This is a genomic window from Stenotrophomonas sp. SORGH_AS_0321 (assembly GCF_031453215.1).
GTDB lineage: Bacteria > Pseudomonadota > Gammaproteobacteria > Xanthomonadales > Xanthomonadaceae > Stenotrophomonas > Stenotrophomonas chelatiphaga.
In genome coordinates this window covers 3488843-3505863 of record NZ_JAVIZG010000001.1, presented here as the reverse complement: position 1 = coordinate 3505863, position 17021 = coordinate 3488843, and the positions used below count along the sequence as shown (strand labels likewise).

Sequence of the window (17021 nt, the reverse complement as noted above, 5' to 3'; positions counted from 1 at the left end):
TTTTACCCGAGCAGTTTGCGCATCAGGCTGTCGCGATCCAGGCTCTCGGCCTCGCTCGCGCTACGTGAGCGATATTCGAAAGTACCTGCGGCCAGGCCGCGTTCGGAAACCACCACGCGGTGCGGAATGCCGATCAATTCCATGTCGGCGAACATGGCACCGGGGCGCAGGCCGCGGTCGTCCAGTGCGGCATCCAGCCCGCCGGCACGCAGCGATTCCAGCAGCTCGGCAGCGGCGGCGGACACGGCGGCGTCCCCCTTGGGATTGATCACGCACACCACCGCCTGCCACGGCGCCATCGCCTCGGGCCAGACGATGCCGGCCTCGTCGTGGTTCTGTTCAATGGCGGCGGCGACGATGCGCGAGATACCGATGCCGTAGCAGCCCATGCTCAGCACCGCGGCCTTGCCATTTTCATCGAGCACGGTGGCGTTCAACGCCTTCGCATACTGGCGGCCCAGCTGGAAAACGTGGCCCACTTCGATGCCGCGGGCGATCTTCAGCTCGCCGCCGTCGCGGGCGCGGTCACCGGCCTGCACGTTGCGGATATCGGCGATCTCCGGCTCCGGCAGGTCGCGGCCCCAGTTGACGCCGGCGAGGTGGAAACCGACTTCGTTGGCGCCAACGACAAAATCGGCCAGTGCGGCCACTTCCGGGTCAGCGACGACACGGATCGCCTTGGCCGGACCCAGCGGGCCGAGGAATCCGGGCACGCAGCCGAGGTATTCGCTGATTTCCGCCTCGGTGGCAAACCGGTAGTCGGACAGGCCGGGCACCTTGGCCAGTTTGATTTCGTTGACCTCATGGTCACCGCGCACCAGCGCCAGCACGAAGGTTTCGCCGGCCATCAGCGCGACCGATTTGACCGTGCGCTGCAGTGCCAGCCCCAGCAATGCGGCCACGTCTTCGCAGGTCTTCTGGGTCGGGGTTTCAAGCTTGCGCATCGCCTCGCCCGCGGCGGCGCGGGCGGCGGGCTCGGCGGCCACGGCCGCTTCCATGTTCGCCGCATAATCCGAGCCGGTCGAAAACACCAGCGCGTCTTCGCCGGAATCGGCGATGACATGGAATTCCTGCGAAGCATCGCCGCCGATGGCGCCGGAATCGGCCTGCACCATGCGGAAATCGAGCCCCAGCCGGGTGAAGATACGGCTGTAGGCCGCCTTCATGTTTTCGTATTCGCGGACCAGGTCTTCGTCGTGCAGGTGGAAGGAATAGGCGTCCTTCATCAGGAACTCGCGCGCGCGCATCACCCCGAAGCGCGGGCGGATCTCATCGCGGAACTTGGTCTGGATCTGGAAGAAATTGACCGGCAGCTGCTTGTAGCTGGACAGTTCCTGCCGCGCGAAATCAGTCAGCGCTTCTTCGGCGGTGGGGCTGTAGCAGAACTCCTGATCCTTGCGGTCCTTGATCTTCAGCAGCTGCGGGCCGAATTTCTCCCAGCGCCCGGTGGCTTCCCACAGCTCGCGCGGCTGGATGGTCGGGATCTGCAGTTCGACCGCGCCGGCGTTTTCCATTTCCTCGCGGACGATGCGCTCGACCTTGCGCAGCACGCGCAGGCCCAGCGGCGACCAGATATACAGGCCGGAGGCGAGCTTGCGGATCATCCCCGCGCGCAGCATCAGCCGGTGGCTGGTCAGCTCGGCGTCGCTGGGGGTTTCCTTGGTGGTGTGCAGGTGGAACTGGGACAGGCGCATCGTCGGCATCATCTAACGGCGGAAGCCGTTATTCTGCCAGCCCGGCGCCTGTCGTGGGCAGCGGGCGGGATTCAGGCCTGCGGGCAGTAGGCCTTGGCGGCCGCTTCGGCGAGCGCGCGCTGGTTGGCGCGCTGGGTGTCGTCCAGCGCGGTTTCGGCCGTGCCGTCACCATTGGTGTCCTGCATGACCGGACCGCTGCCATCGAGCAGCGCCAGGTTGGCCCGCGCGGTGACGCACTGCGGGGCGAGCGGCGTGTCGGTCGCCGCCGCTGCCGGCAGATTGCCCGGGTCGCGGGTCTGCTGCCGGGTTTCAAAGGCCTTGCCGGCGGGCGGGCTCTCCGAATACTGGGTCACGCCATTGGCGTCCTTCCACTTGTAGACCGGACCGGCAAACGCCGATGCGCTGGCCAACAGCAGGAAACTCAAGCAGAACAGGGTACGCATGGAGACTCCAGGCCTGACCGGCGGGAAAGCGTGATTGCAGCACCGCAGCCGTCGGCTGGCAAGTCGATTAAACTCGGGGCATGGATCCCATCACACCGCCGCCGCCGCGTTCGCGCACCATTTACCTGCTCCCCAACCTGTTCACCACGGCGGGCCTGTTCGCCGGGTTCTACGCGATCATCGCCGCGGCCAACGGTGATTTCGTCTACGCCAGCATCGCGGTGTTCGTGGCCGCGGTCATGGACGGGCTGGATGGCCGGGTCGCCCGTCTGACCGGCACCAGCAGCGAATTCGGCGTGCAGTACGACTCGCTCGCCGACCTGGTCAGCTTCGGCATGGCGCCGGCGCTGGTGATGTACCACTGGGCCCTGTCTTCGCTGAAGTTCGACGGTGAACTGCTGGGCCGCGTCGGCTGGGCGGTCGCCTTCCTGTACGCGGCCTGCGCCGCGCTGCGCCTGGCCCGCTTCAATACCCAGGTGGCGGTGGTGGACAAGCGCTGGTTCGTCGGCTTGGCCAGCCCGGCCGCGGCCGGCCTGATGATGTCCTTCGTCTGGGCCTTCGCCGACGGCACCCTGGGCTGGACCGGTGAGCAGCTGCGCTACGTGGCGCTGGGGGTGACCCTGGTGTCGGCCCTGCTGATGGTCAGCCGGATCCGTTTCTGGAGCTTCAAGGGCGGCGGGGCGAAAGGCCCGCGTGCCGACCGCGTGCCGTTCCTGGTGTTGGCCCTGCTGCCGATCGGTATCGCCATCGCGGTGATCGACCTGCCGCGTGTGTTGCTGGCAGTGGGCGTGATCTACGCGCTGTCCGGGCTGGTGATGTGGGCCATGCAGCGCCTGCGAAAGCGCCCGGACGCGGCGTGAGTACCGACCTGCCCGTCCTGTGGACTCCGGCCCAGCAGGCCTGGCTGCAGGCGATGGGCTACAGCGTGCTGCATGAAGGCACGTTGGCGGCCGAGCTGGAAGCCGCTGCCGCTGCGGTGGCCATGACGCAGGCGATCGAGCCGCAGTCGGTTGAACTGAGCGTCGCCCCGGTGGCATCACGCCCTGCAGTGACCCGGCAGGCGCCGCCGGCACCGCGCACCGCGCCGGAACCGGTTGCCCCGCGCACGCCGGTCGCCCCGCGCCCTGCTGCCGGGGAACAGAGCGACACCGATGCCGCGCCGCGCGCCAACGCTGCACGGCGCCCGTCGGTACGCCTGCCGGATCGCCTGCAGATCGCTCTGCTGCGTGCGTCAGGCTGCAATCCCAATGATCCACAGACGCAGGCCTTGATGGACAGCTGGCCGCTGGACGCCCTGCGCGCCGATCCGGCCGCCAAGCGCGCGCTGTGGCCAACCCTGCGTGCGTTGCGCCGCAAGGGGCGCCAGGCATGAGTGCGGTGGCCCGTCCGGCGCAGGCCAGCGTGCGTGCGCTGCGCGAAAGTGACCTCAACGCAGTGATGGTGATCGAGGAGCGGGGGTACCCGTACCCCTGGACGCGCGGCATCTTCCTGGACTGCCTGCGGGCGGGCTATCCCGGTCTGGCAATGGAAGAGGACGGCCTGCTGGTGGGCTATGCGCTGTTGAGCATCGCCGCCGACGAAGCCCACCTGTTGAACATCTGCGTGGATCCGCTGAACCAGTCCCACGGACGCGGGCGCCAGTTGCTGCGCGCCATCGTCGGCCTGGCCCGTGACCGCGGCGTGCAGCGCGTGTTCCTGGAAGTGCGGCCGACCAATACGCCGGCGCTGTCGCTGTACCACAGCGAAGGATTCAACGAGATCGGTCGTCGTCCGCGTTACTACCCCGCCGCCGATGGCCGCGAGGATGCGCTGGTGATGGCCATCGAACTGGTGGCCGACGACATCGACAGGATGCCGCCGCTGTAAGCCAGGTAGCGCCGAGCCGTGCTCGGCGAGCGCAGCGGGCTGGCTGAAGCGTGTGACGGCCAGCGGCCGTCACTACCGTGGCAGGCGATCAGGTAGCGCCGAGCCGTGCCCGGCGAGCGCAGCGGGCTGGCTGAAGCGTGTGACGGCCAGCGGCCGTCACTACCGTGGCAGGCGATCAGGTAGCGCCGAGCCGTGCTCGGCGAGCGCAGCGGCCGCCCGAAGCGCGGGACGGCCAGCGGCCGTCACTACCGGTGCCGTGCGTTACAGCTTGGCGCGCTGTTCCTGCAGGCCGGCCAGCTGGGTGGTCCATTCGACGAGGCGCACGCGCTCCTGCTCGACCACCGCCGCCGGCACCTTGTCGGTGAACTTGGCCAGCTTGGCCTCGCTCTTTTCCTTTTCGCCCTGCACGCGGGCCAGTTCCTTGTCCAGGCGCGCGCGTTCGGCATCCAGGTCCACCAGCCCTTCCAGCGGCACCAGCAGCTTCAGCTCGCCGACGATCGCCGGGGCCGCCGGGGGGGCGGATTCGCCTTCGGCCAGCCACTGGATGGTGTCCAGTTTCAGCAGGAACGACAGCGAGGCTGCGAAGCGTTCGATGCGCACGCGGTCCTGTTCCAGCCCGGCCTGCAGGCGCAGCGGCACCAACCGGGACGGGGCCACGTTGAGCTCGCTGCGCACGCGGCGCACGGCGCTGATCACCGCCTTCAGCCATTCGACGTCCGCTTCGGCCTGGGCATAGTCACCGGCGAACTCTTCGGCGCTGGGGTAGGGACGCAGCGACAGCGAATCGCCGCCGATGCCCAGGCGCGGCGCCACCTGCTGCCATAGCTGTTCGGTGATGAACGGCGTCAGCGGATGCAGCAGGCGCAGCAGCGCTTCCAGTACGTACAGCACGGTGTGGCGGGTGCTGTCTGCATCGGCCGCGTCGGCGCCGTTCAGGGCCGGCTTGCTCAGCTCCAGGAACCAGTCGCAGAATTCATTCCAGGCGAACTCGTACAGGCACTGCGCCAGCAGGTCGAAACGGTAGGCGGCGAAGTGGCCCTGCGCTTCGGCAGTGGTGGCCGCCAGCCGCGCGAGGATCCAGCGCTCGGCATCGGTGCGAGGCTTGGGCGCGCCTTCGTATGCAGCGCCTTCGGTGTTCATCAGCGCGAAGCGGCTGGCGTTCCATAGCTTGTTGCAGAAGTTCTTGTAGCCCTCGGCGCGGTTCATGTCGAACTTGATGTCGCGGCCGTGGGTGGCCAGCGCGGCGATGGTGAAGCGCAGCGCATCGGCGCCGTGCGCGGCGATGCCGTCCGGGAACTCCTTGCGGGTCGCCTTTTCGATCTTTTCAGCGGCACGCGGCTGCATCAGTCCGCCGGTACGCTTGGCCACCAGGTCCTCGATGGAAATGCCATCGATGATGTCCAGCGGATCCAGCACGTTGCCCTTGGACTTGGACATCTTCTGGCCCTGCCCATCGCGGATCAGGCCGGTGAAGTAGACATCCTTGAACGGCACTTTGCCGGTCAGGTTGTCGGTGGCCATGATCATCCGGGCGACCCAGAAGAAGATGATGTCAAAGCCGGTGACCAGCACCGAGGACGGCAGGTAACGGTCGAAACCGCGCTCGGCCATCGCCTGTTCGTTCGGCCAGCCCAGCGTGGAGAACGGCCACAGCTGCGAGGAGAACCAGGTCTCGAGCACGTCGCTTTCCTGGGTCAGCGCGATCTCGGCGCCCAGCCCGTTGGCGGCGCGCACTTCGGCCTCGTCGCGGCCGACGTAGCAGGTGCCTGCTGCATCGAACCACGCCGGGATGCGGTGGCCCCACCACAGCTGGCGGCTGATGCACCAATCCTGGATGTTGGTCATCCAGTGGCGGTAGGTGTTGATCCAGTTCGGCGGCACGAAGCCGACCGCACCCGGCTTCCCATCGGTCCCTTCGACCAGCTCCAGGCCACGCCGTGCCAGCTCGTCCATCTTCACGAACCACTGGTCGGTCAGGTAGGGCTCGATCACCTGGCCGGTGCGGTCGCCGCGCGGCACCTGCAGCTTGTGCGGCTTGGTTTCCACCAGCACCGCCAGGTCTTCCAGTTCGGCCAGCACGGCCTTGCGCGCGTCGTAGCGGTCCAGCCCGCGGAAACGCTCCGGGGCGTTGTCATTGATCGCCGCCACCGGGGTGAACAGGTTGATCATCGGCAGGTTGTGGCGCAGGCCCACCTGGTAATCGTTGAAATCATGCGCCGGGGTGACCTTGACGACGCCGGTGCCGAAGGCACGGTCGACGTAGTCATCGGCGATGACCGGCACGCTGCGGCCGGTCAGCGGCAGGGTCACGCTGCGCCCGATCAGGTGCAGGTAACGTTCGTCTTCGGGGTGCACCATCACCGCGGTATCGCCGAGCAGGGTCTCCGGGCGGGTGGTCGCCACGACCAGGTAATCGCGGGTTTCGCGCAGCGTTTCCACGCCGTCGGCATCACGCTCGACGTGCTCGTAGGTCAGCCCGTCGTCCAGCGTGTAGGCGATCGACCAGAGGAAACCGTCTTCCTCGGCGCTCTCCACTTCCAGATCGGAAATCGCGGTCTTCAGCACCGGATCCCAGTTGACCAGCCGCTGGCCGCGGTAGATCAGGCCCTGTTCGTGCCAGCGCACGAAGGCTTCGATCACCGCCTGCGACGGCTGTGGGTCCATGGTGAAGGTGCTGCGCGACCAGTCGGCCGACGTGCCGAGGCGGCGCATCTGCCGCTCGATGGTGTCACCGGACTGCTGCTTCCATTCCCACACCTTGCCGATGAACGCTTCGCGGCCCAGCGTGTCGCGCGTCTCGCCGTTGCCTTCCAGCGCCAGGTTGCGGCCGACCACCATCTCGGTGGCGATGCCCGCGTGGTCGGTACCCACCTGCCACAGCGTGTCGTAGCCACGCATGCGGTGGTAGCGCACCAGTGCGTCCATCAGGGTCTGCTGGAAGGCATGGCCCATGTGCAGCGTGCCGGTCACGTTCGGCGGCGGCAGCAGGATGGTGTACGGCTCGCCCTTGCCCGACGGCTTGAAGTGGCCAGCCTTTTCCCAGGCATCGTAGGTGTCCGTTTCAAAGGACGTCGGGTCGTAGCTGGAGTCGAGTCGGGTCATGCGGGGCAACCAGGAGATGTTCGGGGGGAATTCAGGGCGATCGTTCGGCGCATCAAGGGCAGCGCAGGTCCGGCGCCGGCTTACATGTCGTGCTTGGAAAGAGCGTAACCAGCGTCCTTGTACTGCCGCCAGCGTTCGCGCAGCGGCTCGCGTGCGTCCGGGTCGGCCGGCACCACTTCCAGCACGCGCTCGCATTCGCCCATCCAGGGCGTGTCGCGCAGGTTGATCACCAGCGGGCGCGCCGGTTCGACGCCACCGGGCACGGCGATCAGCACCAGCGCCTCTTCTTCATCCATGTCTTCGCCGGCGATCTGGTGCGGGATGTAGGCCTCCGCATCGAAGGACCACAGCAGCTCGTCCAGTTCTTCGGCCTGGACCTGGTCGCGCGCCAGCACCAGGGTGAACAGCCCGGCATCGTTGGCCTTGCGCGCCAGTTCGCAGACCAGGCGCAGCGGCTCGGTCAGGAAGCGGGGCTTGGCAATCAGGTAGAAATCGGCGCGGGGCATGGCGGGGTCCGGGTTGCAGGCGAAGACCCGGTCGAAACCGGGCCGTGTCATGGCCGGCACGGAGGCCGGCCACAGGGCGACAGTGGATCAGGCGCGGGCGACCTGGTCCAGCAGCCACTGGCTCAGCAGCCCGACCGGGCGACCGGTGGCCATGCCGCGCTTGCCTTCGTCGCTGGCCACGCCGGCGATGTCCAGGTGGGCCCAGCGCTGGCCTTCGGTGAAGCGCGCCAGGAAGCAGCCGGCGGTGATCGCACCAGCCCAGCGTCCGCCGATGTTGTAGACGTCGGCAAAGCTGGAATCCAGCATCGGCTGGTATTCGTCCCACAGCGGCAGTCGCCAGGCGCGGTCGAACACGTGCTCGCCGGCGGCCAGCAGTTCGTTGGCCAGGTCGTCGTGCTTGGTCATCAGGCCGGCGGTCTGGTGGCCCAGGGCCACCATGCAGGCGCCGGTCAGGGTGGCCACGTCGACCAGCGCGGCCGGTTCGAAGCGCTGCGCATAGGTCAGCGCGTCGCACAGGATCAGGCGGCCTTCGGCGTCGGTGTTGCCGACTTCGATGGTCTTGCCGGACATCGAGGTAATGACGTCGGACGGGCGGTAGGCATTGCCGTCGATCGCGTTTTCAACCGCCGGCACCACCACGACCAGGTTCAGCGGCAGCTGCGCCTTGACGGTGGCCACGAAGGTGCCGATGACGTTGGCGCCACCGCACATGTCGTACTTCATCTCCTCGATGCCGCCCTGGGTCTTCAGGTTGACGCCACCGGTATCGAAGGTGATGCCCTTGCCGACCAGCACGTAGGGCTTGGCGTCGCCGCCGTTGCTCCACTTCAGCACCACCAGGCGCGGGCGGTTGGCCGAACCGCGGGCGACGGCCAGCAGCGAGCCCATGCCCAGCGCTTCCATCTGTGTCTCGTCCAGGATCTCCGCTTCGGCACCGTCGTGCTCACCGGCGAACTTCACCGCCACGTCGGCCAAATAGGCCGGGTTGCAGAAGTTCGGCGGCAGGTTGCCGAGCTCGCGGGCGAACTCCACGCCGCTGGCGATGGCCTGGCCCTGCAGCAGGGCCTGTTCGTCGCTGCCGGCGATCGCCAGCTGCTGCAGGCCGGCGTCTTCGGCCTTCTTCTTGCCGAAGGTGGCGGTGTAGCGGTAGCTGGCGTGGTCGGCGGCGATGATCGCCTGGCGGATCGCCCAGGCCGCGTCTCGGTTCTTGACGGGCAGGTCGACCAGGGTGAACAGCGCGCTGCGGCTGGCGCCGGTCTTCAGCGCGCGCACGGCGTCGCCAATGGCCTTCAGGTACTGCGGCACGCCGAAGCGGGCGGCATCACCCAGGCCCACCACCAGCACGCGCGGGGCGCTGACGCCCGGCAGGTCGTGCAGCAGGGTGGTGGCACCGGTCTTGCCGGAGACATCGCCGCGCTGGGCAAGGGCGGCCAGGCGACCGCCGCTGGCGGCGTCCAGCGCCTGCGCGGCGGGCGACAGGGAAAGATCGGCGAAGGCGCCGACGACCACGCAGTCGACCCCGGCAGAGGTCGGCGACGCTTGGTTCAGGGTGAATTGCAGGGCCATTGATCAGATTCCGTTGGCATATCCGTACAATCGCGGACCGTTTACGTCCAGCCAGTAGACTGGGCGGACCCGCGAACGAACCTGAGAGTTTAAACCACGGCCCATGTTGAAGCTCGACCGCTATCTATTGGGCGATTTCGTCCAGAGTTTCCTGGCCACCCTGATCGTCCTGCTGGTTGTCAGCGTGGGCGGCGTGCTGGTGGATATCCTTGGCAACATCGCCGATGGGCGCCTGCCTGCCCGCCTGCTGTTCTCACAGCTGGGCCTGCAGTTCATCGTCTACATGCCGCTGATCCTGCCGCTGGCGCTGATGCTGGGCCTGCTGCTGGCGGTCGCCCGGCTGTACCGCGACTCGGAAATGGCGGTCATCACCGCCATCGGCGTGGGCCCGCGGCGCCTGCTCAAACCCTTGCTGCTGCTGGTGCTGCCGGTGGTCGGGCTGATCGGTGCCTGTTCCCTGTGGCTGGGCCCCTGGGCCGACCGCACCAGCGAGCAGATGATCGACCAGGCCAACCGCAGCGTGCTGATGGCCGGCCTGGAGTCGGGGCGCTTCACCAACCTGTCCAACGGCGGGGTGGTGTATCTGTCCTCCATTTCCCCGGACGGCACCGGGCTTGGCCGGGTGTTCATGAACCGCGCCCGCGAGGGCCGCATCGAGGTCGTATCGGCCGCCAGCGGCAAGCTGTTCTTCGAGGGCAAGGACCGCCGCTACCTGCAGTTGAACGACGGCCACCAGATCGAAGGCCCCGCCGACGGCGGCAAGGGCTACCGGCTGGCGACCTTCGCGCGCAACGACGTGGCGATGCCCGACGGCGCGCAGACCCGCCAGTCCGATGACCCGGAACTGCTGCCGACCAGCCAGCTGATCGGCGACAAGCGCCCGCAGGCCAAGGCGCAGCTGCATTCGCGCATCGCCCCCCCGCTGATCGCGCTGGCCTTCGCCCTGCTGACCGTGCCGCTGGCGCGCAGCTCGCCGCGCCAGCAGCGCTACGGCCGGATGATGCTGGCCTTCCTGGCCTACATGGTGGGCATGAACCTGATGTTCATCGGCACCGGCTGGATCGCCGATGGCAAGGTGCCCGATGGGCTCGGCCTGTGGTGGCTGACCCTGCCGCTGCTGGGGCTGGCGATCTGGATGTACCTGCGTGACGGCCACCTGTCGCGCCCGAAGAGAGTGACCGCATGATTCCGCGTCCGATGCGTTTCGATTACTACCTGGGCCGGGCGGTGTTCGGCACCGTGCTGCTGACCTGGGCGGTGCTGGTGGGGCTGGACGTGGTGATGGCCTTCTCCGGCGAGTTCAAGGATGTCGGCAAGAACGGCTATACCCTGGGCCATGCGGCGGCATGGGTGCTGTACACCGTGCCGCGGCGCGCCTACACCTTCTTCCCCACGGCGGCGGTGATCGGCTCGCTGATGGGCCTGGGCCAGTTGGCGGCGACGTCCGAACTGACCGCGCTGCGCGCACTGGGCCTGTCGCGGCGTCGCCTGAGCCTGTCGGTGGCGGTCGCGCTTTCGCTGCTGACCGGCGCGATGGTGATCAGCGGCGAAACGCTCGCCCCGTGGGGGCAGGAGCGCGCCGACAACATCCGCATGAGCGCCAAGCGCGGCGGCGACATGTCCGTGGCCCGCTACGCCGGTGTCTGGGCCCGCGAGGGCGATACCTTCCTCAACGCGCAGGGCGGTGAGGAGCAACTGATCGAGGGCGGTGGCACGCGCCTGGTGCTGCACGACGTGCGCATGTACCGCATCGGCCCGGAGGGCGAGATCGTGTCGCTGACCCATGCCGTCACCGCCGAGCACGATGCGTCTGGCTGGATGCTGAAGCAGGTGCGCCGGGACATTTTCGGCGACCGTTCACTGACGCGCGAGGAAGTGCCAAGCGAGAAGTGGGATTCGCAGCTGGATGCGGCGGCGCTGGCGACCGGTATTTCGCGGCCGCGCAACCTGCGCGCGGCTGACCTGCGTACCAGCATCGAATACCGCGAGCGCAATGGCCTGGATGCGCGTGACTACGAGGATGTGTACTGGAGTCGTTGGTTCTATCCCGTGAACGTGCTGGCGTTGTGCCTGGCGGCGGTGCCGTTCGCGTTCGGTTCGCTGCGCAGCGGTGGCATGGGCAAGCGCTTGTTCCTGGGCATCCTGTTCGCGCTGGGGTTCTGGCTGCTGCAGCTGTTCTTCGGGCGGATGGCCGGTGCGTTGAAGTTTGATTACCGGGTGGCGTACGCACTGCCGCCGATCCTGATGCTGGGCATTTCGGCGATGCTGTTCCGGCGCAAGTCGGGCTGAGGTTTTGTTTGCCGGGCTGCGCCCGGCACCTGCCGAAGCAACAGCAACGTCAAGAGCGCTGGGCTGCATGTGGGTGGGGCGGGGTGGGTTGGCGGGAATCGCCGTGAATCCGTCCCTGGAGGCTCGCCATCCGCATCCATGCGGATGAGCGTTCCCGCCAACCCACCCCGCCCCACCTTCGACAGGTCCGCGGGGGCCTTGGAATCTTCGGTAGCGCCGACCCATGGTCGGCGGATGGTGGGGGGGCGGAGAGATGGGGTCAGAGTCCTTTCGCGCAGCGAAAGGACTCTGACCCCTGCCTTTATTCTTTTTCTATGCGGGTGGCGGCCACCGGAACCTGTCGGGGGTCGGGCGGTGGGGCCATGCGGGCTTGCGCGTGCCCCGCATGGCCTCCGCCCCCCTTCGACAGGTCCGTCGTGGCTTGGGTAGCGCCGACCCATGGTCGGCGGATTGTGGGGGGACGGAGAGATGGGGTCAGAGTCCTTTCGCGACGCGAAAGGACTCTGACCCCTGCCTTTGCTCTTTTATTTTCATCACGCGGGTAGCGGCCACCGGAACCTGTCGGGGGTCGGGCGGTGGGGCTGGGCGGGGGCATTGAGCGCCATGGATGGCGCGAAACGAGGCCCGCATGGATGCAGTTTTTGCCGTCCCCCGACCAGCCCCACCGCCCGGCCCCACCCCAGAAGCCGCTCATCAACCGAAACCCGCGAGGGGGTCTCACCCGTTCGACCCACCCACGCCGCCGGCAAGCGCCATGAAATTCGCCTCGACCGGCGTCCGCGGCGCAGGGCACAGGCCGTCCGGGGCAGACATATCACGCGACATCCAGTCGTCCACCACGCCGCCCAGCAGATCGATCCGCATCGGCAGGGTGATGTGATCTTCGCCGCGCATTTCGATGTAATGCGCACGCGGACTCGCCTGCGCCAGCCGACGCCCCTGGTCCACGCGGATATGCTGGTCCTGGTCACCGTGCAGCAGCAGCACGCAGGCGCGGCTGGCGGCCACCGCACGGCTGACGTCCACCTGGTCCAGGTCCACCCCCAACCGCCGGTTGGCTGCGGCGATCACCGCGTCCATGTCCTGGTCGGCATACCGCCAGCGGGCATACGCTGCCACCGCCTGCGCCTGCCAGCCATGCGGCTGGCTGGCCAGCAGGTGCGGGATCATGCTGCGGATCGCATCGCCGGCGTTGGCAAAGGACTCCATCGCCACGACGCCCTGTACGGCGCCGCCCAGCTTCTCGGCGGCGAACAGCGCGGTCGCCGCGCCGTAGGACACCCCGAACAGATACAACGGGCCCTGCACCTCACCGCGGGCGCGCAAGGCACGGATCACCTCGATCACCTCGTCCGATTCCACCGTTCCATACCCCGCCGGGCCACCGCCCGAGTGACCATGGTTGCGCAGGTCGATGGTGATGACGCGGTAGCCGGACTGGGCCAGCTGCAGCGACCACGGCAGCATCGCATCGCCACTCATCATCCAGCCGTGCAGCACCACCACGGTGCCGCGCGGCGCCTGCGCATGGAACGGCCGCGGCGGCTCCAGCCGCAGGTCCATGTCCACCGGCTCACCGCCTTCATGGCGCGGGCGCGCATAGCGGTAGCGCAGGCCATAGTCGCCGGCATCGAAAGCGCGCCAGAACAGGCGCACGTGTTCGCGGCTGGTGATGTAGCCACTGCGGTTGGGCAGGGTGGCAATGGTGGCTGCGATATGGGCCTGGTCAAGCAACGGCGAAGCGCCACCGGGCGACACCAGGCGTTCGCTCAGCGAGGTGGAAGCAGTAGGAGAGCAGGCGGCCAGCCACAGGCACGCGCAGGCCAGCAGCAGGCGCATCATCATCACGACATTGAACGGATTGGCCGCACAGGCTACGCAGCGTGCCGCCCTGCGATCTATCGCGGATCGATTGCAGCTTGATGACAGTGAGGCGTTGGTTCAGCCAAGCCGCCGGACCTCAGCGCCTAGGCCGGCGGATCATCCGCGTGCCGCTGGCGCGGTCGTGCCAGGTCAGCCGGTCGCGGTCGACCAAGGCCCACCAGAAGCCCAGTCCGGCCAGGCCCAAGGACACACTGGCAACCGCATAGCGCGCCCACAACGCGCGCAGTGATGGCGCCTGCGCATCATCGCCAGTGACCGCGATCCGCCACGGCCGCATGCCCAGGGTCTGGCCGCCGCGGCGCCAGCTCCAGGTGGCGTACAGGCCGGTCAGCACCCAGCAGCACGCCCACAGCGCCCACTGCCAGCGGCTGAAAGGGGCGATGTTTTCGTGCGTGGCATGGCCGGTGGCGGTGAACGCGATGACGAACAGCGATCCGGCCAGCATCCACAACGCAAGCGCCGGGAACAGGTCGTACAGCAAGGCGAGCAGGCGCCAGCCCAGCAGCGCGGCAGGGCGCACGGCGGTAGCAGCAGGGGCGGCGGGGGCATCATGCGGATCAGCCATGCGAGGAAGCATACGCAATGCTGGTGGGGTGCGCTGCGCGCCGCGTATCCTGCCCGCATGTCCGTTGCTTCCACACCCGCAGAACGCCGCCAGCTGGTCCAGGCGCTACCCGAACTGGATGCCGCCGATTCGGTGGCGATCACCCGGTTCCTGGATGCGGCCTGGGCCGAACATGGCCTGGCACGGGCCAGCGTGGACAGCTACCGGCGCGACCTGGAAGGGCTGGCGCGCTGGCGTAGTGGAAAGGTCGGCGGCCTTGTCGGCGTCGATCGCGCCGGGTTGTTCGACTATCTGGCCTGGCGTACCCGCCACGGCTGGTCCCCGCGCAGCAACGCCCGCCTGCTGTCGGCCCTGCGCGCGTTCTTCGCCGACAGCGTACGCCGGGGTGCCCGCAGCGATGACCCGACCGCGCTGCTGGACCCACCGAAACTGCCACGGCTGCTGCCCAAGGCACTGGCGGAAAGCCAGATCGATGCGCTGCTGGCGGCCCCCGACGTGGATACGGCGCTGGGCCTGCGCGACCGCGCGATGCTGGAACTGATGTACGCCGCCGGCCTGCGCGTCAGCGAACTGGTGGGCCTGCCGGCCACCGCGGTGAATCTGCGCCAGGGCGTGCTGCGCGTAACCGGCAAGGGCAGCAAGGAGCGCCTGGTGCCGCTGGGTGAAGAGTCGCAGCACTGGCTGGAGCGTTACCTGCAGCAAGCCCGGCCGCAGTTGGCGAACAAACGCAGCGTGCCCGCCGACGCCAGCGGCCAGGTGCCGTTATTCATTGAACCGAGCCTGCGCCCGCCCAGCCGGCAGGCGTTCTGGCACCTGGTCAAGCGCTATGCGGTGGTGGCTGGCATCGATATCGCGCGGATCAGTCCCCACGCACTGCGCCACAGCTTCGCGACCCATCTGCTCAACCGCGGGGCCGACCTGCGCGCGCTGCAGATGCTGCTTGGCCACAGCTCGCTGTCCACCACCCAGATCTACACGCTGGTGGCGCGCGAGCACCTGCAGAAGCTGCACGCCAGGCACCATCCGCGCGGCTGATCGGTCAGGCGTCGCTGGAGCCGGAGGATGCGCTGCGCCGGAACGCATGGGCGGCCTTGTCGTTGGCCTTGATGAGGACATCGACCGCTTCACCTTCAAGGCGCTGGGCGTGGCGTTCGAGCAGCGCACGCGCTTCGGCATCGCCAGGCCGCGACGCCGGCGGGGCGTGATGGCGGAGGTACTGAAGGAGTTCGAACGTGCGGCGGCAGCGCTGCTCCGGCAGGGTAGCGTCGGCCAGGCCCGGGGGCAGGGCGTCGTCCACGGCCGCCGCGACGGCTGCGCTGAAGGCCGCGTACGCCGGCGGTGCCGCGCCGGGCCGCCAGAACGCGTCCGTGATTCGTTCCCATGACGGCGGAACCTGGAAGTCGGCAGCGGCTTGCGGCGGCGTTTCGCTGCGTAGTCGCAGCGCGTCGACGGTGGCCTGCAGCAGCTGATGGACGTAGGGCGAGGCCTCGCTTGCAGCGGCATGGCGGTGCGATGCACCGACGAAGGCGAGGATCTGCCGCATGGCATCACGTTCGATATGCGGCAGCTGATCCGGTGCACAGCCGGCGTCCAGTGCTTCGTGGTGGGCCTGCAGGCGGACCTGCGCGGCCAGTTCACCGACAGTCACCAGGTGCCCCTTCCACACCGCGTCGGCCAGCATGGTGCGTGCCCGGGCGCGCACCGTATCCGGTGCCAGCAGCGTAGCCACCTTTTCCCTGGCTGCACCGTCGGATCGGCAGTACGCGCGCAGCAATACGCTGCGGAACGCCGTGGCGGTCTGGACCGGTCGGCGTGCGGGCGATACATCCCTGTCGGCTTCCGGCGTCCGCCGGGCATTGAGGAGGACCTCATGGCTGGCCAGGCGGGCTGCCTGCCGCTGCAGCTTTTCCAGGCTCAGGTGTCCGCGGCTGAAGCGCTCTGCAAGCTGCTGCTCCCGGTTGTTGATGCCGATCAGCGCGGCAGTGAAACGCGAAGGCGAGTAATGGGTTCTGGCCAGCTCCACCTTGGCGCTGAGCTGACGGAGCATGTTCGCCCGGAACATCAATCCGAGCTGGCTGAGGATCTGCATGGAGGCGCCCCGTATTGTTTTGCAAAGAGCATGCGGCAGGCGTTTCATCAAAGCTTCCATCAATCGCTCAGGCGATTGCGACACCGGCAGCCCATCGCACGACGCTCAGCCCTGCTGTGCGAGAATCTGCTTTCCTCATGATCCCGCGGGCCCCCGATGTTCCGAGTTCTTACTGCCGCTCTGTTCGGCATGCTCAGCCTCAGTGCGTGCGCGCAGCCCGCGCCGCCGGCCGCGAAAACGACGACGGCCTCCGCCGCGTCGCCACGCGGTGGTGCGGAACAGAGTGTCCGTGCCGCATTGACCCAGCTGGATCCCAACTTCAAGCCCGACTACATCGGTGCGGCGCCGTTCCCGGGCTTCCGTGAAGTGGTCGTATCCGGCCAGGTGCTGTACGTGTCCGATGATGGCAAGTACCTGATGCAGTCCCAGCCCTATGACATCCAGGCCAAGGCGCTGGTCAACAGCGAAGGCCTGCTGGCGTATCGCCGCGGCCTGCTGGAGAAGGCCAACCACGGTGACCGCATCGTGTTCGCCGCGCCCAATGCCAAGCACACGATCAGTGTGTTCACCGACATCGAGTGCGGTTACTGCCGCAAGCTGCATCAGGATATTGCCGAGCTCAACCGCAACGGCATCACGGTGGAATACCTGGCCTTCCCGCGCATGGGCCTGGGCAGCAAGGATTACACCGACATGATCTCGGTCTGGTGCGCCAGTGACCGTCGCAAGGCGCTCACCGCCGCCAAGCAGGGCAGCCCGGTGCCAGCGAAGAACTGCACCAACCCGGTGGCCATGCAGTACGCACTGGGCCAGCAGCTGGGCGTGAATGGTACGCCGGCGATCTTCGCCGAAGACGGCACCCAGCTGGGTGGCTACCTGCCGCCGGCGCAGCTGAAGGCCGCCTTGGACCGCCGCGCGCGCTGATGCGGACATCGGTCATGGCGCCGGGCCATCCGGCGCCGTGAACGGCGGCGCGGTGCTGCAAAACTGCAAGTCGACGCCGCCGCAGTCGCGCAT

Annotated in this window: 15 protein-coding genes; 7 read left to right on the top strand and 8 right to left on the bottom strand. The window is 68.0% G+C overall.

Annotated features, from left to right (window positions below):
- Nucleotides 1–2: 2 nt before the first annotated feature.
- Both QE373_RS15790 and QE373_RS15785 read right to left on the bottom strand, forming a co-directional pair.
- A complete protein-coding gene (locus tag QE373_RS15790) occupies nt 3–1694 on the bottom strand; it encodes a proline--tRNA ligase (protein ID WP_309688286.1) in 1692 nt (563 codons plus the stop codon).
- Between the two features lie 71 nt (nt 1695–1765).
- On the bottom strand, nt 1766–2137 hold the full coding sequence (locus tag QE373_RS15785) for a DUF4124 domain-containing protein (protein ID WP_309688283.1): 372 nt from the start codon (nt 2135–2137) through the stop codon (nt 1766–1768).
- Nucleotides 2138–2217: 80 nt separating this feature from the next.
- Between QE373_RS15785 and pssA the strand changes: the two genes are divergently transcribed.
- From pssA to rimI, 3 genes are read left to right on the top strand one after another with little or no spacing between them, the layout of a single operon-like run.
- Nucleotides 2218–2997, top strand: coding sequence for a CDP-diacylglycerol--serine O-phosphatidyltransferase (gene pssA, locus QE373_RS15780; protein WP_057508407.1), 780 nt, complete (start codon nt 2218–2220; stop codon nt 2995–2997).
- Nucleotides 2994–3509 (top strand): hypothetical protein, encoded by a 516-nt coding sequence (locus QE373_RS15775; protein WP_309688280.1) that lies wholly within the window; start codon nt 2994–2996, stop codon nt 3507–3509. The genes pssA and QE373_RS15775 overlap by 4 nt, the downstream gene beginning before the upstream one ends.
- Nucleotides 3506–4003, top strand: a complete 498-nt coding sequence (gene rimI / locus QE373_RS15770) for a ribosomal protein S18-alanine N-acetyltransferase (protein ID WP_057508409.1) — start codon at nt 3506–3508, stop codon at nt 4001–4003. The genes QE373_RS15775 and rimI overlap by 4 nt, the downstream gene beginning before the upstream one ends.
- A 261-nt stretch (nt 4004–4264) precedes the next feature.
- Here the strand turns inward: rimI and QE373_RS15765 are convergent, their stop codons facing one another.
- The 3 genes from QE373_RS15765 to QE373_RS15755 all read right to left on the bottom strand — a co-directional run bounded on the left by QE373_RS15765 (nt 4265) and on the right by QE373_RS15755 (nt 9177).
- A complete protein-coding gene (locus QE373_RS15765; RefSeq protein ID WP_309688278.1) occupies nt 4265–7105 on the bottom strand; it encodes a valine--tRNA ligase in 2841 nt (946 codons plus the stop codon).
- 80 nt (nt 7106–7185) lie between these two features.
- On the bottom strand, nt 7186–7611 hold the full coding sequence (locus QE373_RS15760) for a DNA polymerase III subunit chi (RefSeq protein WP_309688276.1): 426 nt from the start codon (nt 7609–7611) through the stop codon (nt 7186–7188).
- A gap of 87 nt (nt 7612–7698) precedes the next feature.
- Nucleotides 7699–9177: a leucyl aminopeptidase gene (locus QE373_RS15755; protein ID WP_309688273.1), complete on the bottom strand. Its 1479-nt coding sequence runs from the start codon at nt 9175–9177 to the stop codon at nt 7699–7701.
- Between the two features lie 103 nt (nt 9178–9280).
- Here QE373_RS15755 and lptF point away from each other — a divergent pair, with 103 nt between their 5' ends.
- Both lptF and lptG read left to right on the top strand, forming a co-directional pair.
- Nucleotides 9281–10363 carry an LPS export ABC transporter permease LptF gene (gene lptF, locus QE373_RS15750; protein ID WP_057508413.1) on the top strand — a complete coding sequence of 361 codons (1083 nt, stop codon included), beginning with the start codon at nt 9281–9283 and terminating at the stop codon, nt 10361–10363.
- Nucleotides 10360–11466: an LPS export ABC transporter permease LptG gene (lptG, locus tag QE373_RS15745; RefSeq protein ID WP_309688270.1), complete on the top strand. Its 1107-nt coding sequence runs from the start codon at nt 10360–10362 to the stop codon at nt 11464–11466. Before lptF ends, lptG begins: the two co-directional genes overlap by 4 nt.
- A gap of 717 nt (nt 11467–12183) precedes the next feature.
- Here lptG and QE373_RS15740 read toward each other — a convergent pair.
- Together QE373_RS15740 and QE373_RS15735 are read right to left on the bottom strand one after the other, a co-directional pair.
- A complete protein-coding gene (locus QE373_RS15740; protein WP_309688268.1) occupies nt 12184–13311 on the bottom strand; it encodes an alpha/beta fold hydrolase in 1128 nt (375 codons plus the stop codon).
- A gap of 115 nt (nt 13312–13426) precedes the next feature.
- Nucleotides 13427–13915 carry an RDD family protein gene (locus QE373_RS15735; protein WP_309688266.1) on the bottom strand — a complete coding sequence of 163 codons (489 nt, stop codon included), beginning with the start codon at nt 13913–13915 and terminating at the stop codon, nt 13427–13429.
- A 57-nt stretch (nt 13916–13972) separates the two neighbouring features.
- On the opposite strand from QE373_RS15735, the gene xerD reads away from it, so the two are divergent.
- Nucleotides 13973–14950, top strand: a complete 978-nt coding sequence (gene xerD / locus QE373_RS15730) for a site-specific tyrosine recombinase XerD (protein WP_309688263.1) — start codon at nt 13973–13975, stop codon at nt 14948–14950.
- Between the two features lie 4 nt (nt 14951–14954).
- On the opposite strand, the gene QE373_RS15725 is transcribed toward xerD, so the two are convergent.
- Nucleotides 14955–16004, bottom strand: a complete 1050-nt coding sequence (locus QE373_RS15725; protein ID WP_309688260.1) for a hypothetical protein — start codon at nt 16002–16004, stop codon at nt 14955–14957.
- 156 nt (nt 16005–16160) lie between these two features.
- On the opposite strand from QE373_RS15725, the gene QE373_RS15720 reads away from it, so the two are divergent.
- Nucleotides 16161–16928 carry a thioredoxin fold domain-containing protein gene (locus QE373_RS15720; protein WP_309688257.1) on the top strand — a complete coding sequence of 256 codons (768 nt, stop codon included), beginning with the start codon at nt 16161–16163 and terminating at the stop codon, nt 16926–16928.
- The last annotated feature ends 93 nt before the right edge of the window (nt 16929–17021 follow it).

Coding starts and splice junctions, on each gene's coding strand:
- QE373_RS15790 (WP_309688286.1), bottom strand. CDS start 1,694: ATGCGCCTGTCCCAGTTCCACCTGCACACCACCAAGGAAACCCCCAGC.
- QE373_RS15785 (WP_309688283.1), bottom strand. CDS start 2,137: ATGCGTACCCTGTTCTGCTTGAGTTTCCTGCTGTTGGCCAGCGCATCG.
- pssA (WP_057508407.1), top strand. CDS start 2,218: ATGGATCCCATCACACCGCCGCCGCCGCGTTCGCGCACCATTTACCTG.
- rimI (WP_057508409.1), top strand. CDS start 3,506: ATGAGTGCGGTGGCCCGTCCGGCGCAGGCCAGCGTGCGTGCGCTGCGC.
- QE373_RS15765 (WP_309688278.1), bottom strand. CDS start 7,105: ATGACCCGACTCGACTCCAGCTACGACCCGACGTCCTTTGAAACGGAC.
- QE373_RS15760 (WP_309688276.1), bottom strand. CDS start 7,611: ATGCCCCGCGCCGATTTCTACCTGATTGCCAAGCCCCGCTTCCTGACC.
- QE373_RS15755 (WP_309688273.1), bottom strand. CDS start 9,177: ATGGCCCTGCAATTCACCCTGAACCAAGCGTCGCCGACCTCTGCCGGG.
- lptF (WP_057508413.1), top strand. CDS start 9,281: ATGTTGAAGCTCGACCGCTATCTATTGGGCGATTTCGTCCAGAGTTTC.
- lptG (WP_309688270.1), top strand. CDS start 10,360: ATGATTCCGCGTCCGATGCGTTTCGATTACTACCTGGGCCGGGCGGTG.
- QE373_RS15740 (WP_309688268.1), bottom strand. CDS start 13,311: ATGATGATGCGCCTGCTGCTGGCCTGCGCGTGCCTGTGGCTGGCCGCC.
- QE373_RS15735 (WP_309688266.1), bottom strand. CDS start 13,915: ATGGCTGATCCGCATGATGCCCCCGCCGCCCCTGCTGCTACCGCCGTG.
- xerD (WP_309688263.1), top strand. CDS start 13,973: ATGTCCGTTGCTTCCACACCCGCAGAACGCCGCCAGCTGGTCCAGGCG.
- QE373_RS15725 (WP_309688260.1), bottom strand. CDS start 16,004: ATGCAGATCCTCAGCCAGCTCGGATTGATGTTCCGGGCGAACATGCTC.
- QE373_RS15720 (WP_309688257.1), top strand. CDS start 16,161: ATGTTCCGAGTTCTTACTGCCGCTCTGTTCGGCATGCTCAGCCTCAGT.